General features: G+C 64.0%; 15 protein-coding genes. 4 read left to right on the forward strand and 11 right to left on the reverse strand.

Features of this window, described 5'->3' with window-relative positions:
* Nucleotides 1-54: 54 nt before the first annotated feature.
* On the forward strand, nt 55-1,350 hold the full coding sequence (locus LB532_RS17135) for an amidase (RefSeq protein WP_140640425.1): 1,296 nt from the start codon (nt 55-57) through the stop codon (nt 1,348-1,350).
* An 18-nt stretch (nt 1,351-1,368) separates the two neighbouring features.
* Here LB532_RS17135 and LB532_RS17140 read toward each other — a convergent pair whose 3' ends face one another.
* Genes LB532_RS17140 through LB532_RS17160 form a run of 5 tightly spaced genes read right to left on the reverse strand, consistent with a single transcriptional unit; the run spans nt 1,369 to nt 5,627 of the window.
* The gene (locus LB532_RS17140; RefSeq protein WP_140640427.1) at nt 1,369-1,758 is read right to left on the reverse strand and encodes a hypothetical protein; all 390 of its coding nucleotides are present in this window, start codon (nt 1,756-1,758) and stop codon (nt 1,369-1,371) included.
* 41 nt (nt 1,759-1,799) lie between these two features.
* Nucleotides 1,800-2,792, reverse strand: coding sequence for a hydroxyacid dehydrogenase (locus LB532_RS17145; RefSeq protein ID WP_140640429.1), 993 nt, complete (start codon nt 2,790-2,792; stop codon nt 1,800-1,802).
* A 2-nt stretch (nt 2,793-2,794) separates the two neighbouring features.
* Nucleotides 2,795-3,511 (reverse strand): FadR/GntR family transcriptional regulator, encoded by a 717-nt coding sequence (locus tag LB532_RS17150; RefSeq protein WP_140640431.1) that lies wholly within the window; start codon nt 3,509-3,511, stop codon nt 2,795-2,797.
* A 2-nt stretch (nt 3,512-3,513) separates the two neighbouring features.
* The gene (locus LB532_RS17155) at nt 3,514-4,683 is read right to left on the reverse strand and encodes a mandelate racemase/muconate lactonizing enzyme family protein (RefSeq protein WP_140500381.1); all 1,170 of its coding nucleotides are present in this window, start codon (nt 4,681-4,683) and stop codon (nt 3,514-3,516) included.
* 56 nt (nt 4,684-4,739) lie between these two features.
* A complete protein-coding gene (locus LB532_RS17160) occupies nt 4,740-5,627 on the reverse strand; it encodes a sugar phosphate isomerase/epimerase family protein (RefSeq protein ID WP_140640433.1) in 888 nt (295 codons plus the stop codon).
* Nucleotides 5,628-6,026: 399 nt separating this feature from the next.
* Here LB532_RS17160 and LB532_RS17165 point away from each other — a divergent pair, with 399 nt between their 5' ends.
* From LB532_RS17165 to LB532_RS17175, 3 genes are read left to right on the forward strand one after another with little or no spacing between them, the layout of a single operon-like run.
* Complete coding sequence (locus tag LB532_RS17165) at nt 6,027-7,082, forward strand: sugar phosphate isomerase/epimerase family protein (RefSeq protein WP_224557000.1); 1,056 nt, start codon at nt 6,027-6,029, stop codon at nt 7,080-7,082.
* A gap of 56 nt (nt 7,083-7,138) precedes the next feature.
* Nucleotides 7,139-8,326, forward strand: a complete 1,188-nt coding sequence (locus LB532_RS17170) for a Gfo/Idh/MocA family protein (protein WP_140640437.1) — start codon at nt 7,139-7,141, stop codon at nt 8,324-8,326.
* Between the two features lie 37 nt (nt 8,327-8,363).
* Complete coding sequence (locus LB532_RS17175) at nt 8,364-9,215, forward strand: sugar phosphate isomerase/epimerase family protein (protein ID WP_140640439.1); 852 nt, start codon at nt 8,364-8,366, stop codon at nt 9,213-9,215.
* Between the two features lie 241 nt (nt 9,216-9,456).
* On the opposite strand, the gene phnE (LB532_RS17180) is transcribed toward LB532_RS17175, so the two are convergent.
* From phnE (LB532_RS17180) to phnL, 6 genes are all read right to left on the reverse strand, one after another.
* Nucleotides 9,457-10,815, reverse strand: a complete 1,359-nt coding sequence (gene phnE / locus LB532_RS17180) for a phosphonate ABC transporter, permease protein PhnE (RefSeq protein WP_140640441.1) — start codon at nt 10,813-10,815, stop codon at nt 9,457-9,459.
* A gap of 2 nt (nt 10,816-10,817) precedes the next feature.
* Nucleotides 10,818-11,774, reverse strand: a complete 957-nt coding sequence (gene phnE / locus LB532_RS17185; protein ID WP_140640443.1) for a phosphonate ABC transporter, permease protein PhnE — start codon at nt 11,772-11,774, stop codon at nt 10,818-10,820.
* A 57-nt stretch (nt 11,775-11,831) separates the two neighbouring features.
* On the reverse strand, nt 11,832-12,740 hold the full coding sequence (gene phnD, locus LB532_RS17190; RefSeq protein WP_140640445.1) for a phosphonate ABC transporter substrate-binding protein: 909 nt from the start codon (nt 12,738-12,740) through the stop codon (nt 11,832-11,834).
* Between the two features lie 91 nt (nt 12,741-12,831).
* A complete protein-coding gene (gene phnC, locus LB532_RS17195; RefSeq protein WP_140640447.1) occupies nt 12,832-13,680 on the reverse strand; it encodes a phosphonate ABC transporter ATP-binding protein in 849 nt (282 codons plus the stop codon).
* 255 nt (nt 13,681-13,935) lie between these two features.
* Nucleotides 13,936-14,553, reverse strand: coding sequence for a DapH/DapD/GlmU-related protein (locus LB532_RS17200; protein WP_140640449.1), 618 nt, complete (start codon nt 14,551-14,553; stop codon nt 13,936-13,938).
* Nucleotides 14,550-15,257 (reverse strand): phosphonate C-P lyase system protein PhnL, encoded by a 708-nt coding sequence (gene phnL, locus LB532_RS17205; protein ID WP_140640451.1) that lies wholly within the window; start codon nt 15,255-15,257, stop codon nt 14,550-14,552. The genes LB532_RS17200 and phnL overlap by 4 nt, the downstream gene beginning before the upstream one ends.
* Nucleotides 15,258-15,278 lie beyond the last annotated feature (21 nt).

Raw genomic sequence — 15,278 nt, forward strand, 5'->3', positions numbered from 1 at the left:
CGCGCCGGCTGCTAAGCTTAAGACGTCCCAGAGGTCCGGAGTCCGACACCGAATATGCAATCCGTCCGCGATCACCTGGAAACTATCCTTGCGCGCCTCGCCGCCCGTGCCGGTGAAGAACGTGTGTTCACGAAACTCTATGCCGAAGCCGCGCGAGCCGCAGCCGATGCCGCCGACGCGCGGCGAAGGGCCGGCGTGAGGCTCGGACCGCTCGACGGAACGATCGTTTCGATCAAGGACCTGTTCGATGTCTGCGGCGAGGCGACCACGGCCGGATCGCTGCTGCTCAAGGATGCTGCGCCCGCAATTGGCGACGCCATGATTGTGCGCCGGCTGCGGCAAGCCGGCGCGGTGATCATCGGCAAGACCAACATGACCGAGTTCGCCTTTACCGCCATCGGCGACAACCAGCACTACGGCACGCCCGGCAACGCGGCCGATGCCGACCGTATTCCCGGCGGCTCTTCCTCCGGCGCCGGCGTTTCCGTCGGCGAGGGGACGAGCGAAATCTCCATCGGTTCCGATACCGGCGGATCGATCCGTATTCCGGCGGCACTCAACGGCGTCGTCGGCTTCAAGCCGACGGCGCGGCGGGTGCCGCTCACCGGCGCCTTTCCGCTGTCGGCCACGCTGGACTCGGTCGGGCCGCTCGCGCGCACCGTGGCGCAATGCGCCGCGGCCGATGCGGTGATGGCGGGCGAGGAACTGGCGGTGCCGGCGCCACTCGCCCTTGCGGGGCTGCGCATCGGTCTCCCGCGCGGCGTGCTTTTCGGAGAGACTGAAGACGCGGTGGCGGCAGCGTTCGAGCGCTGCCTCGGCAAGATCGAGCAGGCCGGCGCACGGATCGCGGACCTTTCGATCGACGATATGATCGCGGACCTTCGCGCCGTCACAAAACGCGGTTCGATCGCCGCGATGGAAGGGGCCGAAGTGCATGCAGACTGGCTGGCGGCAGGCGCTCCGGTGCCGGTTGACCAGCATGTGAGCGGACCCCTGTCGCGGGCGGCAATGCTGCCGACCCCGGTCTATATCAGGGCGCTGCGTCGCCGTGCCGCGTTGGCCGCCGCCATGGATGAGCGGCTGGCATCGGTCGACGTGCTGGCTCTGCCAACCACGCCGGTGACGGCGCCGACCATCGTGTCCCTGGCGCAAGATGCCGAGCTGCGCGACCGCACGGAGGGCCTGCTGCTGCGCAACACGCAGGTAGCCAACCAGTTCGATCTCTGCGCGATCTCGCTGCCGATGCCAGGCATGGCGCTGCCGGCCGGCTTGATGCTGGTGGCGCGCCACGGCCATGACCACCGTCTGCTGAGCATCGCCGCCGAAGTGGAGAGGCTGCTGGGCGGCTGATCGGGACCGAACCGAATGTCAGTGTGCTGAGCAGTGCTTGCGCTCGCTGTCCTTGGCGGCGCGCTCGACGGCCGTCGCGACCAGCCACGGCAGGCTGTACTGCTTGCCCGTGATGGTCTGGGTGCGTCGCTCGATCGATCCCCTGACGACAATCCTGCCGGCAGGGAGCGCATCCGACGCCTCGATCATCGCCTTGTCCTTCGTCGGCACTCCGCCGGTGTCGATCGACACGCCCTTGATGATCTTGCCGGTGGCGAGGTCGAGCGCGCTGTTCGATGGGCAGGGAGCCTTGAAGCAGCGCAGCCCGTTGTCGCAATAGACATAGCTGCTTTCGGCCGCGGCGAGCGAGGGCAGCGAGCCCGCTGAGGTGGTGGCAAGGCACAGCAATGCGAGGCGAAGAACGGACATGGCTCCAGCGTCGCGAAGAATTGGGGCGAAACGGCGATGGTCTAGCTGTCGGCGGGAAACCGTCGCCGATAGTGCCCGACCACTTCCGGGTTGCGCAGATTGACCGGCAATTTGCCTGCCAGCACCAGGAGGGCCTCGCCGGCCGCGCCAACGCCCATACGCATCATCGATTCCTCGGTGATGCCGGCCATATGCGGGGTGATGACGACATTGTCGAAGCTGAAATAGGGATGATCCTGTGGCAGCGGTTGCGTCGAGAACACGTCGAGCGCGGCACCGCCGATGCGGCGCTCCCGCAAGGCCTCGATCAGCGCGTCGTCATCGACGACCGGCCCGCGCGATACGTTGATCAGCAACGCGTTGGGTTTCATGCGCGATATGCGTTCGCGGCTGATCAGGCCGCGCGTTTCCGGCGTCAGCGGGCAGCACAGGACGATGATATCGCTCTGCTCGACCAGCGCGTCGATCGACAGGAAGCCGACCTTGTCCGGTGCCGGCTGCATGCTGCGCGTCGTTGCCACCACTTTCAGGTCGAATCCATGCGCGGCGATATGGCCAACGGCCTGTCCGACCGCGCCGAGACCGACGATACCGATCGTCTTGCCGGCGAGCTCGACGTTGGAATTGGCGTGCTCGCGACCGGCAAGCCAGCCCTTGGCGCGCAGGTCGCGGTCGACGACACGGAACTGCCGAAGCAGGGCGAGGGCTGCAAACATAACATGCTCGGCCACCGAGCGTGCGTTGACCGCCGGCACGTTGGCGACCAGCACACCTGCCGCGGTCGCTGCTTCCATCGGGATCATGTCGAGCCCGGCGCCATGGCGGATCGCTGCCCTCAGTTTCCAGGCGCCCTCGAACAGCGCCGGCGGCAGCGGCGCGCGCACGATAACGATGTCGGCATCTTTCGCTTCCCGGGCCAAGGTGGCGGCATCGAGCGCCGAAGCGATCACAAGCTGGCCGGCGCCTGCCAGTTTGGCCGAGGCGCGCGGGTGCAGTGTATGGGTCGACAGGATCTTTGGGACGGTCTGAGCCACGATCAGGCCTGTTCGAGCGTCGGGCTTTGCGGCGCCGCCTCGAGGCCTTCGATCAGGCCCTTCCAGTAGCTTTCCGCGCCCTGCAGGTGGGCGCTCATCAGCGCCTGGGCGAGATTGCCGTCGCGCCGCAGAAGCGCCTCGTAGATCTGGATGTGTTCGGCATGCGAGCGCACGCTGCGCTCCGGATCGTTGAAGTAGATCGGCAGGCGCTGCTCGCCCATCAAATAGTAGACGCTGCAGATGTTGTGGAAGACGCCGTTCTTGGTGGCGCGCACGATCTCGAGATGGAACTCGCGATCCTCCTTGGCGAGGCCTTCGCCTGCCGCAATGCGTTCTTCCGAGGCCTTCAGGATCTCGCGCAGGCGCTCGAAATTCTCCTCGGTAGCACGCGAGCATGCAAGCTCGGCCGCCTTGATCTCATGGATCTTGCGCAATTCGACCGTCTCGTAGATTTGCAAGGGATCGAGCGGCAGGCCGGCGCGCGCGAACAGCGCCAGCGCCTCGACGCTCGCCTGCTTGGTGTCGATATAGATGCCGGACTTGGCCCTGCGCTCGACGATGCGCATGGCCTCGAGAATGGCGAGCGCTTCACGGATCTGGCCGCGACTGACGGCGAAATGCTCCGCCAGTTCGCGTTCCGACGGGGTTCGGCCCGTCTCCTTGTCGGAATGGGAGAACAGATAGGCGGCAAGCTCCGCGAGAAGGTTGTTTTCTTTCATCGTCAATTGCGTTGCGCGTGCGCCTCCAGGAACCGCTCCGAAATGGTGAACCCCAATCCGGGCTTTTCGGGGATCGCTATCATACCGTCCCTTGCTTCGACAGTCTCTTCGACAAGGTCGTGGATCATCGGATTGGCGCCGAGCGAGTATTCGACGGTGAAGCTCGACGGCGAGGCGGCGCAGACATGCAGCCCGGCGAAGAAGCATGGCGCGCCAGCCCATAGATGCGGCGCAAAGCGGAGGTTGAAGGCGCTGGCAATGGTGCCGATCTTCATGGCTTCGCTGATGCCGCCGCAGAAGGCGGGATCGGGCTGGAAGATGTCGGCGGCCTTGAGCACGGCGAGGTCGCGGAAGGCATAGCGGGTCGCATCGCTTTCGCCGGTGGCGATCGGTATGGCGCCGGAGGCACGGACTTCGGCAAGGCCGGACTTGTCGTCGGCGATCACCGGCTCCTCGAACCAGGCAAGGTCGAGATCGCCGGCGAGATGGATGAAGCGCTTGGCCTCCGCCACCGTATAGGTGCCATGGGCGTCGACCATCAACTCGACGTCGGGGCCGAGCGCCTCACGGGCGGCGCGAACGCGAGCAGCCGACACATGCGCGGCGCCGTCCATGGCGCCGATGCGCATCTTCAGCGCCTTGAAGCCGCCCCTGGCGACATAGGATTTGAGTTGGTCGCCGATCGCGTCGGCGGACGCCCAGCCGCCGGAGGCGTAGGCCGGCATGCGATCGAGCTTGCGGCCGCCGATCAGCCGCCAGACCGGCTGCCCGAGTGATTTGCCCAGGATGTCCCAGAGCGCGATGTCGACGGCGCTGATGGCCGCCACGCTCATGCCGCGCCGCGCCAACTGCGGCATGGCATGGCCGGCGCGCGCCGCGCTGTCGTGGCGCACGCCGTTGTAGAGCATTTCCCAGATGATGCCGATATCGGCCGGATCGCGGCCGACGAGCTGCGGCCCGACCTCGCGGTTCAGCATGTGGACGAGCGCGCCATAGCTGCCGGCGCTGCCGGCGGCGTTCTTGCCTTCGCCCCAGCCGACCAGCCCGTCATCGGTTTCGATGCGCAGGATGGCGGCGTCGAAGGTCGTCACCTGACCGAAATCGCTGCGGTGCTGCTTGGCCGCCTCGATCGGTATGCGAATCCACCAGGCCTGGACGCTTTTGATGCGCATGGTCTTCCCCGGCCCTGCCGCCGGATGGCGGGAGGGCTCATTCCCAATCGGATCGGCTACTTGATCAGCGGCAGCAGCGTTTCGGCAGTGATCCGCATCTGGTCGGTGTAGAATTTTTCCGTCAGCACGCTGGAGCCGTGATCCTGGATGAATTTGAGCTGCTCGGGCGAGATGTCGACCGGGTGGCGTTCGACCATGTCGGGGTAGGGTGCGGCCGGGGTGCGGTCGACAGGCGCGACGAACTCGTTGGTCAGCGCCCCGTCATAGCCGACCTCCCGCAAGGTCGCGACGATCTTCGGCCAGTCGATCTGGCCGAGGCCTGCGGCGAAGCGGTTGTTGTCGGCGACATGGAAGTCGAACAGGCGCTTTCCGACCTTACGGATGGCGTCATAGACGTTAAATTCCTCCATATGGATGTGGTAGGCGTCCAGGCAGACGCCACATTCCGGGCTGACGGCGTCGGCCAGCGCCAGGGCCTGGGCGCCGCGATTGAACAGGTAGGTCTCGAAACGGTTGAGCGGCTCGACCGCGATCTTGACGCCGACCTTCTTGGCGTGGGCGAAGCACTCCCTGGTGGCATCGACCACCCACTTCCATTCCTCTTCCTCGGTGCCGTCCGGCACGACCTTGCCGACGGTCGCGGGAACCAGCGTGATGATCTCGCCGTCGAGTTCGCTGACCATGGTCAACACGTCCTTGACGTATTGCACGGAGCGCTCGCGCTGGCCCTGGTCCCGGGCGGCAAGGTTGCGTTCGCCCAGCATCAAGGTCACTGCGCCCCAGCAGCGTATGCCGTGCTCCTTGAGAAGCGCGCGCGTCTCCCTGGGCTTGTACTGGTCGGGCTCGCCGGAAATCTCGATCGACTCATAGCCGAATTTCTTGATGCGCTTGAGCGTCGTCTCCAACGGTTCCGCGCGCATCCAGTTGTGCGTCGAAAGATGCATGGTCTGTCCTTCCCGGATCGTCCCTAATGGTTCGCCTGCAACAAGCCGTCACCGGATGTGACGGACGGTTCCTCCCCAAGGCGTTCCAGTATTTCGTCGCAAACTGGTTCGACCAATTGGGCCCAAGACGAGGTCTACAGCAATTTCCCACGCGCGGCAAGAACTGTGCGATGGCAACCTAATGTCTGGATTACTCCATTGATTATATTGGACTATGCTGCCCTCTCGTGGCACGGCGGAGGGCTCTGAGTGTGAGTGGCAAGGCTTGACCAAATCGCCACGTTTGGTAATACCAGAATGACAATGCACGCAAGTGACCGTTGAGAACAGGCCAAAGTGGCTGGCCCTGTCTTCAATCGGCGCTATGCTCGGTCGCGACAACAATGAGGGAGGATGCCGATGCCGACGACGATGAAGGGCCCTGGACTGTTCCTGGCGCAGTTCGCGGGCGATGCAGCGCCGTTCAATTCGCTTGCATCGATCACAAAATGGGCGGCTGGCCTCGGCTATAAAGGCGTGCAGATCCCGACCTGGGACGCGCGCTTGTTCGATCTCCAGAAGGCTGCGTCTTCCAAGGCCTATTGCGACGAGGTGAAGGGCATCTGTGCCGACGCCGGCGTCGAGATCACCGAACTGTCGACGCATCTGCAGGGGCAATTGGTGGCGGTACATCCGGCCTATGACGCGCAGTTCGACGGCTTTGCGCCGGCTTCGATGCACAACAACCCCAAAGCGCGGCAACAATGGGCGGTCGAACAGATGCAGTTCGGGGCCAAGGCGTCGCGCAATCTCGGGCTCGACGTCTCGGTGAGCTTCAGCGGCGCGTTGGCCTTCCCCTATCTCTATCCCTGGCCACAGCGGCCGGCCGGATTGATCGAAGAGGCGTTCGCGGAACTAGGCAAGCGCTGGAAGCCGATCCTCGATGTCTACGAGGACAATGGCGTCGACGTCGGCTACGAAATCCATCCCGGCGAGGATGTGTTCGACGGGGCGACGTTCGAGATGTTCCTCGACGCGGTTGGTGGTCACAGGCGCTGCAACATCAATTACGATCCGTCGCACTTCCTGTTGCAGCAGCTCGACTATCTCGAATTCATCGACATCTATCACGAGCGCATTAAGGCCTTCCACGTCAAGGACGCCGAGTTCAACCCGACCGGGCGGCAAGGCGTCTATTCCGGCTACCAGAGCTGGACGAACCGCGCCGGCCGCTTCCGCTCGCTTGGCGACGGACAAGTGGATTTCGGCGGCATCTTCTCCAAGCTGACGCAGTACAACTATGATTCCTGGGCGGTGCTGGAGTGGGAGTGCTGCCTGAAGCATCCGGAGGACGGCGCGGCCGAGGGCGCTCCCTTCATCCAGCACCACATCATCCGGGTGACGGAGAAGGCGTTCGACGATTTCGCCGGCGGTGCCACGGATAAGAAGGTGCTGCGCGCCATGATGGGAATCTAGCGCGGGTTTCCCTCTCCCTCGAGGGGGAGGGGTATCTCAGACACGAGGGAGACGACATGGTCGGTGCATCGAAGTCGGAAGCGGGAGGCGGCCCGATCCGCTATGGCATGGTCGGCGGCGGGCAAGGCGCATTCATCGGCGCGGTGCACCGGATCGCGGCGCGCATGGACAATGAGTTCGTGCTGGTCGCCGGCGCGCTGTCGTCCGATCCGGCGCGCGCCAAGGCCTCTGCCGCCGAGCTCGGGCTCGACCCTTCGCGCAGCTACGCGTCCTATGCCGAGATGGCCAAGGCCGAGGCCAAGCGCCCGGACGGCATCGAGGCGGTGGCCATCGTCACGCCTAACAATGTGCATGTGCCGGCGGCCAGGGCGTTCCTCGAAGCCGGCATCCATGTCATCTGCGACAAGCCGCTGGCGACGACGCTGGCCGAGGCAAAGAAGCTCGCGGCGATCGTCGAGAAGACCGGCAAGGTGTTCGTGCTGACCCATAATTACACCGCCTATCCGATGATCCGCCAGGCACGCGAGATGGTGGCCAAGGGCGTGCTCGGCGACATCCGCATCGTGCAGTCGGAATATCCGCAGGATTGGCTGACGGAGGACCTTGCAGCCACCGGTCAAAAACAGGCGGCGTGGCGTTCCGACCCCAAACAGGCCGGCGCCGGCGGTGCGCTCGGCGACATCGGTACCCATGCCTACAATCTCGCCCGTTTCGTCTCCGGCCTCGAGCTCGATTCGCTCTCGGCCGACCTCGACGCCTTCGTGCCGGGACGGCTGCTCGACGACAATGTCAACGTCATGCTGCGCTTCAAGCCGGTCGGCAAGACGCACGCGGCAAAAGGCATGATCTGGGCAAGCCAGGTGGCGCCCGGCCATGAGAACGGGCTGAAGCTGCGCATCTACGGCTCGAAGGGCGGCCTGGAATGGGTGCAGGCGGATCCGAACTATCTCTGGTACACGCCGTTCGGCCAGCCCAAGCAGTTGATCACCCGCAACGGCGCCGGCGCGCTGCCGGTGGCGGGCCGTGTCAGCCGCGTTCCCTCAGGCCATCCCGAAGGCTATCTCGAAGGCTTCGCCAACATCTACCAGGAGGCCGCACGCGCCATCCGCGCCGCGCGCAGGAAGGGTGGCAAGCCGGGCAAGGACGTCGTGTTCCCGACCATTCAGGACGGCGTCGAGGGCATGGCCTTCATCGAGGCCTGCGTGAAATCGTCGAAGAAGAATGGAGCGTGGACGAAGCTTTAAATTTGACCTCGCGGGGGGATCATTTGGGGGGGCGTCGATGAAAATCGGCATGTGCATGTTCTTGTGGACGACGGCCGTATCGAAGAAGCACGAGCCATTGCTTCGCGACATCAAGGCCACCGGCTTCGACGGCGTCGAGATACCGATCTTTGCCGGCACGCCGGACGACTACAGGAAATTGGGCGAGCTGCTCGATCGCATAGGGCTTGAACGGACCGCGGTCTCGGCGATGGGCGATCCCGCAATGAACCTGATCTCGCCGGATGCGGCAACGCGCAAGGCCGGTGTCGACTACATGAAATGGGCGATCGATTGCGCAGATGCCCTGGGCGCCCGAACTTTGAGCGGCCCGCTGCATTCGACGCTCGGCGCCTTTTCCGGGTCCGGCCCGACTGCGGCCGAGAAGAAACGCTCCGTCGCCTCGCAGCGCGCCATCGGCGATCATGCAGGCAAGAGGAACGTCACCATCGGGCTCGAGGCGCTCAACCGCTTCGAATGCTATCTCCTCAACACGATGGCCGACCTGTCGGAGCATATCGATGCCATCGACCGGCCGCACATCAAGGCGATGTACGACACCTTCCACGCCAATATCGAGGAGGCCGACCCGATCGGCGCCTATACGAAGCATCGCCGGAATGTCGTGCACATCCATATATCGGAGAACGATCGCGGCGTGCCGGGGCGCGGCAACATCCCCTGGAAGGAAACATTCTCGGCCATCCGCAAGAGTGGCTATGACGACTGGTTGACGATCGAGGCGTTTGGACGTTCGCTGAAGGATCTTGCGGCGGCGACCAAGGTGTGGCGCGATTTTTCCGAGAGTCCGGAAGCGGTCTATCGGGATGGGTATAACCATATCAGGAATGGGTGGAGGAAGGCGGCTTAAACCGCTCACTTCGTCATCCACGGGCGGAGCGGGAGCGAAGCGGACGCGGAGACCCGAGGATCCATGCCGTGACCTTTGAGCACGCCGACGGTGGGCAATATGCGGTTATTCTGAATCGCTGAATTCTACGGCGAACGTCACGGCATGGATCCTCGGGTCTGCGCCGCGTCGCTTCGCTCCTTGCTCCGCCCGTGGATGACGAAGATGTGATGGGCTGTTGTCAGTCACCCGGTCAGATCGATCACCCGTCCCCAGCCTGCAACCTGTTGTAGTCGTGGATCGTCCGGCTCAGCCTGCGGCGCAGGAAATTGGAAATGTTGTCGAAGATGAAGACCACGACCAGCGTCAGCAGCACCATGTAGAAGACGTTGGCCCAGTTGGAATTGGTGCGCATCGCTTCCCACAGTTTCAGGCCGATACCGCCGGCGCCGACGGCGCCGATAATGGTTGCGCCCCTGGTGTTGGATTCCCACTGATAGAGCGTCTGGCTGATGAACACCGGCACCACTTCCGGCAAAACGCCGTAGCGCTGCACCAGAAGACGGTTGGCGCCTGTCGACACAACACCCTCGCGCGGCTTGTCATCGATGTTCTCCAGCGCCTCGGAATAGGTTTTGCCAAGGGTGCCGATCTCGGTGAAGAAGATCGCGGCGCTGCCGGCCAGCGGACCGGGGCCGAAGGCGCGTGTGAAGAACAGCGCCCAGATCAGCATGTCGACGGAGCGCATGAAGTCGAAGAAGCGCTTGAGCAATTGGTTTAACAGCCGGTTGGGGGTGCTGTTACGGGCGGCGAAGAAGGCGAGCGGGAAGGCGACGATGCCGCCGAGCGCCGTGCCGAGAAAGGCCATGACGATGGTCTGCAACAGCTTTGTCCAGACATCGCCATGCTGCCACTGCGCATTGTTCCAGATGTTGTCGCCGGCGAGCGCCAGATTGGAGGTGCCCGGTTTCAGCTCGGGCCCCGATGTGATCAGCGATATCACTTCGCCGGGCGATTTTCCGAAGAAGGGCGAGTGTGTGTCGAAGACGAAGTTCGCCCAGCCGAGAAAGCGCTTGCGGATCCTGACGCGGTCGGGAGCAACGCGGACTTCGCCGGCGAAACCCATGTCGGCGACGACCTCATCCTCATGGACGGTGACCCAGTCGGGAACAGGTCCCGAGACCAGCGGCTTGCCGCTGTCCAGCGCCACTGGAACGCTCTTGCCAGCGGCGACGATCGTCGCTCGTGTCTTGTCGAAGGTGACCGACTTCGCCGTGCCGTCGATCAGGACCGTCACCGAACCATCGGCGTTGGTCCTGACCCAATCCGGGTCGGGATTGGGGCCGAGTGCCGAAAATCGAGGGTATTTGGCAACTATCTCAGGCTCGTCGAGGCGGAAGATCGGCTGCACGTCGTAGCTGATCCATTGGGTCAGGAAAAGCGGCAGCCGCTCCCAATGCGAGTCCCTCATGACCTGCGGCAGATTGAAGAACCACAGCGCATAGAGCAGGTAGAGCAAGGTGCCGCCGACCAGCAGCAGCGGCCCGAAACGCTTGTGGAACGGCCGGCGGAACACGTGCGGGAAGCGTTGCTCGATCGACTGGATCTCAGTGGCGGTCATGATCAGGCGCTCGCCACAAAGGCCTGTTCGCCGACCAGCTTGCGGCGCAGCCAGGCGGAGAACTGGTCGACGATGAAGATGGTCGTGAACAGGAGCAGCACCAAGGCTATCGTCTTGGCGCCGAAGCCGCGCGAGATCGATAGCTTCAGCTCCTCGCCGATGCCGCCGCCGCCGACGGCGCCCATGATGGTGGAGATGCGCACGTTGATCTCGATCCTGAGCAGTGTGTAGGACATGAAATTGGGCAGCACCTGCGGCAGGCCGGCAAAGCGCACCCGCTCGAACCAGTTGGCGCCAACCGCGCGCAGCCCTTCCTCGGCGCGCATGTCGATGTTCTCGTTGATCTCGTAGAACAGCTTGCCCAGCGCGCCGATCGAGTGCAGGCCGATTGCGATGATGGCGGCAATCGGGCCGATCGAAACGATGGCGGCGAACAGGCCGGCGATGACGATCTCGGGAAAGGCGCGCAGCAGTTCCATGAAGCGCTTGACGACGAGCCGCAGCAGCGGGTGCGGCGTCAGGTTGCGCGCCGCGATGAAGGAGAACGGCACGGCAAAGACGAAACCGATGAAGGTGGAGACCAGCGCCACGTTAAGCGTGGTCAGCATCAGCTCGAAATATTCGGGGATGTAGAAACCGCCCCAGACATAGGCGCGGCCGAGCGGAAAGTTGAATTCCTGCGTGCCGGTGTCATGCGGGGAGGCGATGTCGAACAGCGCCCGCCAGACATCGTTCCAGTCCTTAGGGACGAGCCAGCTCAGGAAATCCAGAATATGCGGCAGCCGGTCGAAGAAGTGCCCGGCATTGGCCTCGTCGGCGAACCACATGGTGCCGCCGAGTGCGACCAACAACAGGCCGACGCCGATGGCGGTGTAAAGCCGGCGCAAGGAGGTCTGGCGGCGCCAGGCGTCGGCCATCTGGTCAGTGGCGCCGGAAGGAGCTGTCACGGAAAGAGTCATGATCACACATGTAAGAAGGGCGGCGTTTTCTCGACGCCGCCCTTCATGATTTTGCCGTTAGCCGCCGATGGCTGCCTTACGGGCTTCGACGATGACGTTGTAGAAGTCCGCCTTCACCGGCACATAACCGGTGAAATCACCGCCTTCGACGCCTTCGAAGCAGGCCTTGTCCTTCTTGGGCAGGTCGGTGAAGAAGGCGGCGAGCTTGGCCGTCATCTCCTCGCCGAGCGCCGTGCGCACGACCAGCGGGCCGTTCGGGATCAGACCCGAGCGCCAGACTTCGACGAAATCCTGGGGGTCGACAGCGCCCTTGGCGACTTCCTTGTGGAAGGTGCCAGAGGTGTAGCCGTCCTTGAAGTCGCCGATGCCCGAGGAATCGTCCACCGCCACGTCGACCTTGCCGTCACGCACGGCGAGCACGTTGTTCTCATGGCCGCCATTGAACTGGGTCGAGGCGAAGAAGGTCTCGTTCGACGCGCCCGTGTCCTTCGGAATCTGCGTCAGCGGGATCAGATAGCCGGACGTCGAATCCGGATCGGCGTAGCCGAGCTTCTTGCCCTTGGCCGACTTGATGTCCGTGATGCCGGAAGACTTCAGCGCCAGGCCGATCGAATAATAGCCGGTGGCACCGTCGGTCTGCTGGGTGGTGAGGATCGGGGTCACCGCCTTGGGATCCTTGAGGACGACGCCGGCATAGCCGGAAGCGCCGAGTTCGGCGAAGTCGAGCGTGCCGCCGAGAAGGCCCTGGATCACACCGTCATAGTCGGCGGCCGGAAACAGCGAGACCTTCTCGAAGCCGAATTCGGCCTTCAGGTGATCGGCCAGGCACTGGTAGTTGCGCAGGCGGTCGGTTTCGTTCTCGCCGCCGAGGATGCCGACGCGGAATTCCTTCATATCGGCGGCATGCGCCGCGCCGGTGGCCATTGCGAGCACCGAAACGGCGCCAAAAACCATTTTCCTGAACATCTGATTTCTCTCCTGTAGGTTCCGGCCCCGCGCCGGCGGCGTTGGTGATTTTGACGGGTGCCCTGACGCGGGCTGGCGATCCAGGTCGCTCTCAGTAACCCGGGAACGCGGGTTCGAGCGGTCCGGCGGATGCGGCGATCTTTTGCTTGAAGGCAACGCTGGTCGAGGTGATAGCCTCGGAGATCTCGCCGCCATTGCTGTCGGCGCCATAAACGAGACGGACGGCCTCGCGGTTAAGCTCCTCCGGCGGCCCGTCGAACACGACCTTGCCCGCGGCCATGCCGATGATGCGGTTGCAATAGGTGCGGGCGGTGTCCAGCGTGTGCAGGTTGGTGACCACGGTGATGCCCTCGCGCAAATTGATGTCCTGCAGCGAATCCATCACCACCTTGGCATTGAGCGGGTCGAGCGAAGCGATCGGCTCGTCGGCCAGGATCACCCGGGGCTGCTGCATCATGGCGCGGGCAATGGCGACACGCTGCTGCTGGCCGCCCGATAAGGTGCCGGCGGGCTGCAGCGCGGTACGGGCGATATCGAGCCGCTCGAGGGCGGCTACCGCCTGCGCACATTCGGCGCGCGAGAACATGCCGAAAAGGTTCGACAGGGTCGGACGATGGTTCAGCCGGCCGAGCAGCACATTGGTCAGCACGTCGAGGCGCGGCACAAGGTTGAATTGCTGGAAGATCATGGCGCAGTCGCGCTGCCAGCGCCTGAGCGGCGAACCGCGCAATTGCGAGACCTCGGCGCCGTCGAAGAAAATCGATCCATGGCTGGGATCGATGAGGCGGTTGATCATACGCAGAAGGGTCGACTTGCCGGCGCCGGAACGGCCGATGACGCCGACCATCTGACCCTGCGGGATCGAGATGCTGACATCGTTGACGGCGGTGTTCTTGCCAAATCGTCGGGTGACGCCGCGGATTTCGAGCGTGGCTGACATGGTGCGTTCCCGTCCAGTCGCGGTTGAAGGTCCTGTTAACCCTCGCTAGCGCAGCGCCATGAACCTGCGGTGTCGGATTGATGTCAGTTTTGTTACCACCCACAGCCGTTTCGTGCGCGATCAGGCCAAGACCATCAGTTGCTCGAAATGCTCCATGTCCCTGAAGCTGCAGAAGGCAGGCGGCTTGAGAAGACGGCCTCCTGTCCGAACCCTAAGGGATGCGAATAGTGAGCAGCCCTGTTCCATTCACCACCGTCATCCGTCGTATTTTTCCAGGAAAGCTTCGGCCTCGAGCTGACGGAAATCGTCGAGGGCGGCGCGCAGCCTTGCATGGTCCCAATCCCACCAGGCAAGCGCCTGGTAGCGCTCGGCGGTGCGGCGGTCGAAGCGCTCGCGGACCGGCTTTGCCGGCACGCCGGCGACGATGGTGTAGGGCGCGACATCTTTCGATACCACCGCTCCGGCGCCGACGGCGGCGCCATCGCCGACGGTGATGCCGGGCAGGATTGTCGAGCCGTGACCGAGCCAGGTATCGTGGCCGATTGTGACGCGCCTGGCGCGGCGCTCAGCGAAAAATTCGCTCTCGTGTTCGGCATCGTCCCAATAGTCCGATGCGCGGTAGGTGAAGTGGTGCAGCGTCGGCCGCCAGGTCGGGTGGTTCGTGGCGTTGATGCGCACGCTTGCCGCGATGTTGGAGAACTTGCCGATCGTCGCACACCAGACGGCGCAGTCCTGCATCATGTAGGAATAGTCGCCGAGTTCGCTTTCCGAAACCCGGCTGCGGTCGGCGATCTCGGTCCAGCGGCCGAGCGTCGAATTCTGCACCTCCGCCGTGGGATGGACCAGCGGCGTCTCCGACAATTTCCTGCTCATGCGGCGAGCTTTCCCGGGGCAAAGGCGGTGACGTCGATGATGCGGTCGGCCACCGCTTCGCGCACATCATGGTCGTGGAAGATGCCGAGCAGGGCGACGCCTGCCGTTTTCTTGGCGGCGATGAGTTCGATCACCACATCGCGATTCCTTGCGTCGAGTGAAGCGGTCGGCTCGTCGAGCAGCAGGATCGGGTGCCCGGTGATGAAGCCGCGCGCGATGTTGACGCGCTGCTGCTCGCCGCCGGAGAAGGTCGCCGGCGGCAATGCCCAGAGCTTTTCCGGCAGGTTGAGCCGCGCCAGCAAGGCGCGCGCCTTGCTTCTTGCTGCCTCGCGATCCTCGCCGCGCTCCACCAGCGGCTCGGCGACGACGTCGAGCGCCGATACGCGCGGCACGGTGCGCAGGAACTGGCTGACATAGCCGATGGTCTGGCGGCGCACGGCAAGCACGGTGCGCGGGTTGGCGCTGGCAAGATCGATAAGCCCGCCTTCGTGTGTGACGATGATCTGGCCCTCATCGACGGCGTAGTTGCCATAGAGCATCTTCAGGATCGAACTCTTGCCGGCGCCGGACGGACCGCCGAGCACGGCGCATTCGCCGGCGCGGATCGAGAAGGAGACACCGGCGACGACAGGCAGTTTGATGCCGTCGCGCAGATGCATGGTGAAGCTCTTGGCGACATCGGAGACAACGAGAGGCGTCGGCATCAGAAGGTACTCCAATCGTCA

This window comes from Mesorhizobium sp. ESP-6-2, assembly GCF_020164675.1.
Taxonomy (GTDB): domain Bacteria; phylum Pseudomonadota; class Alphaproteobacteria; order Rhizobiales; family Rhizobiaceae; genus Mesorhizobium.

Excerpts from the sequence above, each read along its gene's own strand:
- LB532_RS17135 (WP_140640425.1), top strand. The coding sequence starts at position 55 with ATGCAATCCGTCCGCGATCACCTGGAAACTATCCTTGCGCGCCTCGCC.
- LB532_RS17140 (WP_140640427.1), bottom strand. The coding sequence starts at position 1,758 with ATGTCCGTTCTTCGCCTCGCATTGCTGTGCCTTGCCACCACCTCAGCG.
- LB532_RS17150 (WP_140640431.1), bottom strand. The coding sequence starts at position 3,511 with ATGAAAGAAAACAACCTTCTCGCGGAGCTTGCCGCCTATCTGTTCTCC.
- LB532_RS17155 (WP_140500381.1), bottom strand. The coding sequence starts at position 4,683 with ATGCGCATCAAAAGCGTCCAGGCCTGGTGGATTCGCATACCGATCGAG.
- LB532_RS17160 (WP_140640433.1), bottom strand. The coding sequence starts at position 5,627 with ATGCATCTTTCGACGCACAACTGGATGCGCGCGGAACCGTTGGAGACG.
- LB532_RS17165 (WP_224557000.1), top strand. The coding sequence starts at position 6,027 with ATGCCGACGACGATGAAGGGCCCTGGACTGTTCCTGGCGCAGTTCGCG.
- LB532_RS17170 (WP_140640437.1), top strand. The coding sequence starts at position 7,139 with ATGGTCGGTGCATCGAAGTCGGAAGCGGGAGGCGGCCCGATCCGCTAT.
- LB532_RS17175 (WP_140640439.1), top strand. The coding sequence starts at position 8,364 with ATGAAAATCGGCATGTGCATGTTCTTGTGGACGACGGCCGTATCGAAG.
- phnE (WP_140640441.1), bottom strand. The coding sequence starts at position 10,815 with ATGACCGCCACTGAGATCCAGTCGATCGAGCAACGCTTCCCGCACGTG.
- phnE (WP_140640443.1), bottom strand. The coding sequence starts at position 11,774 with ATGACTCTTTCCGTGACAGCTCCTTCCGGCGCCACTGACCAGATGGCC.
- phnD (WP_140640445.1), bottom strand. The coding sequence starts at position 12,740 with ATGTTCAGGAAAATGGTTTTTGGCGCCGTTTCGGTGCTCGCAATGGCC.
- phnC (WP_140640447.1), bottom strand. The coding sequence starts at position 13,680 with ATGTCAGCCACGCTCGAAATCCGCGGCGTCACCCGACGATTTGGCAAG.
- LB532_RS17200 (WP_140640449.1), bottom strand. The coding sequence starts at position 14,553 with ATGAGCAGGAAATTGTCGGAGACGCCGCTGGTCCATCCCACGGCGGAG.
- phnL (WP_140640451.1), bottom strand. The coding sequence starts at position 15,257 with ATGCCGACGCCTCTCGTTGTCTCCGATGTCGCCAAGAGCTTCACCATG.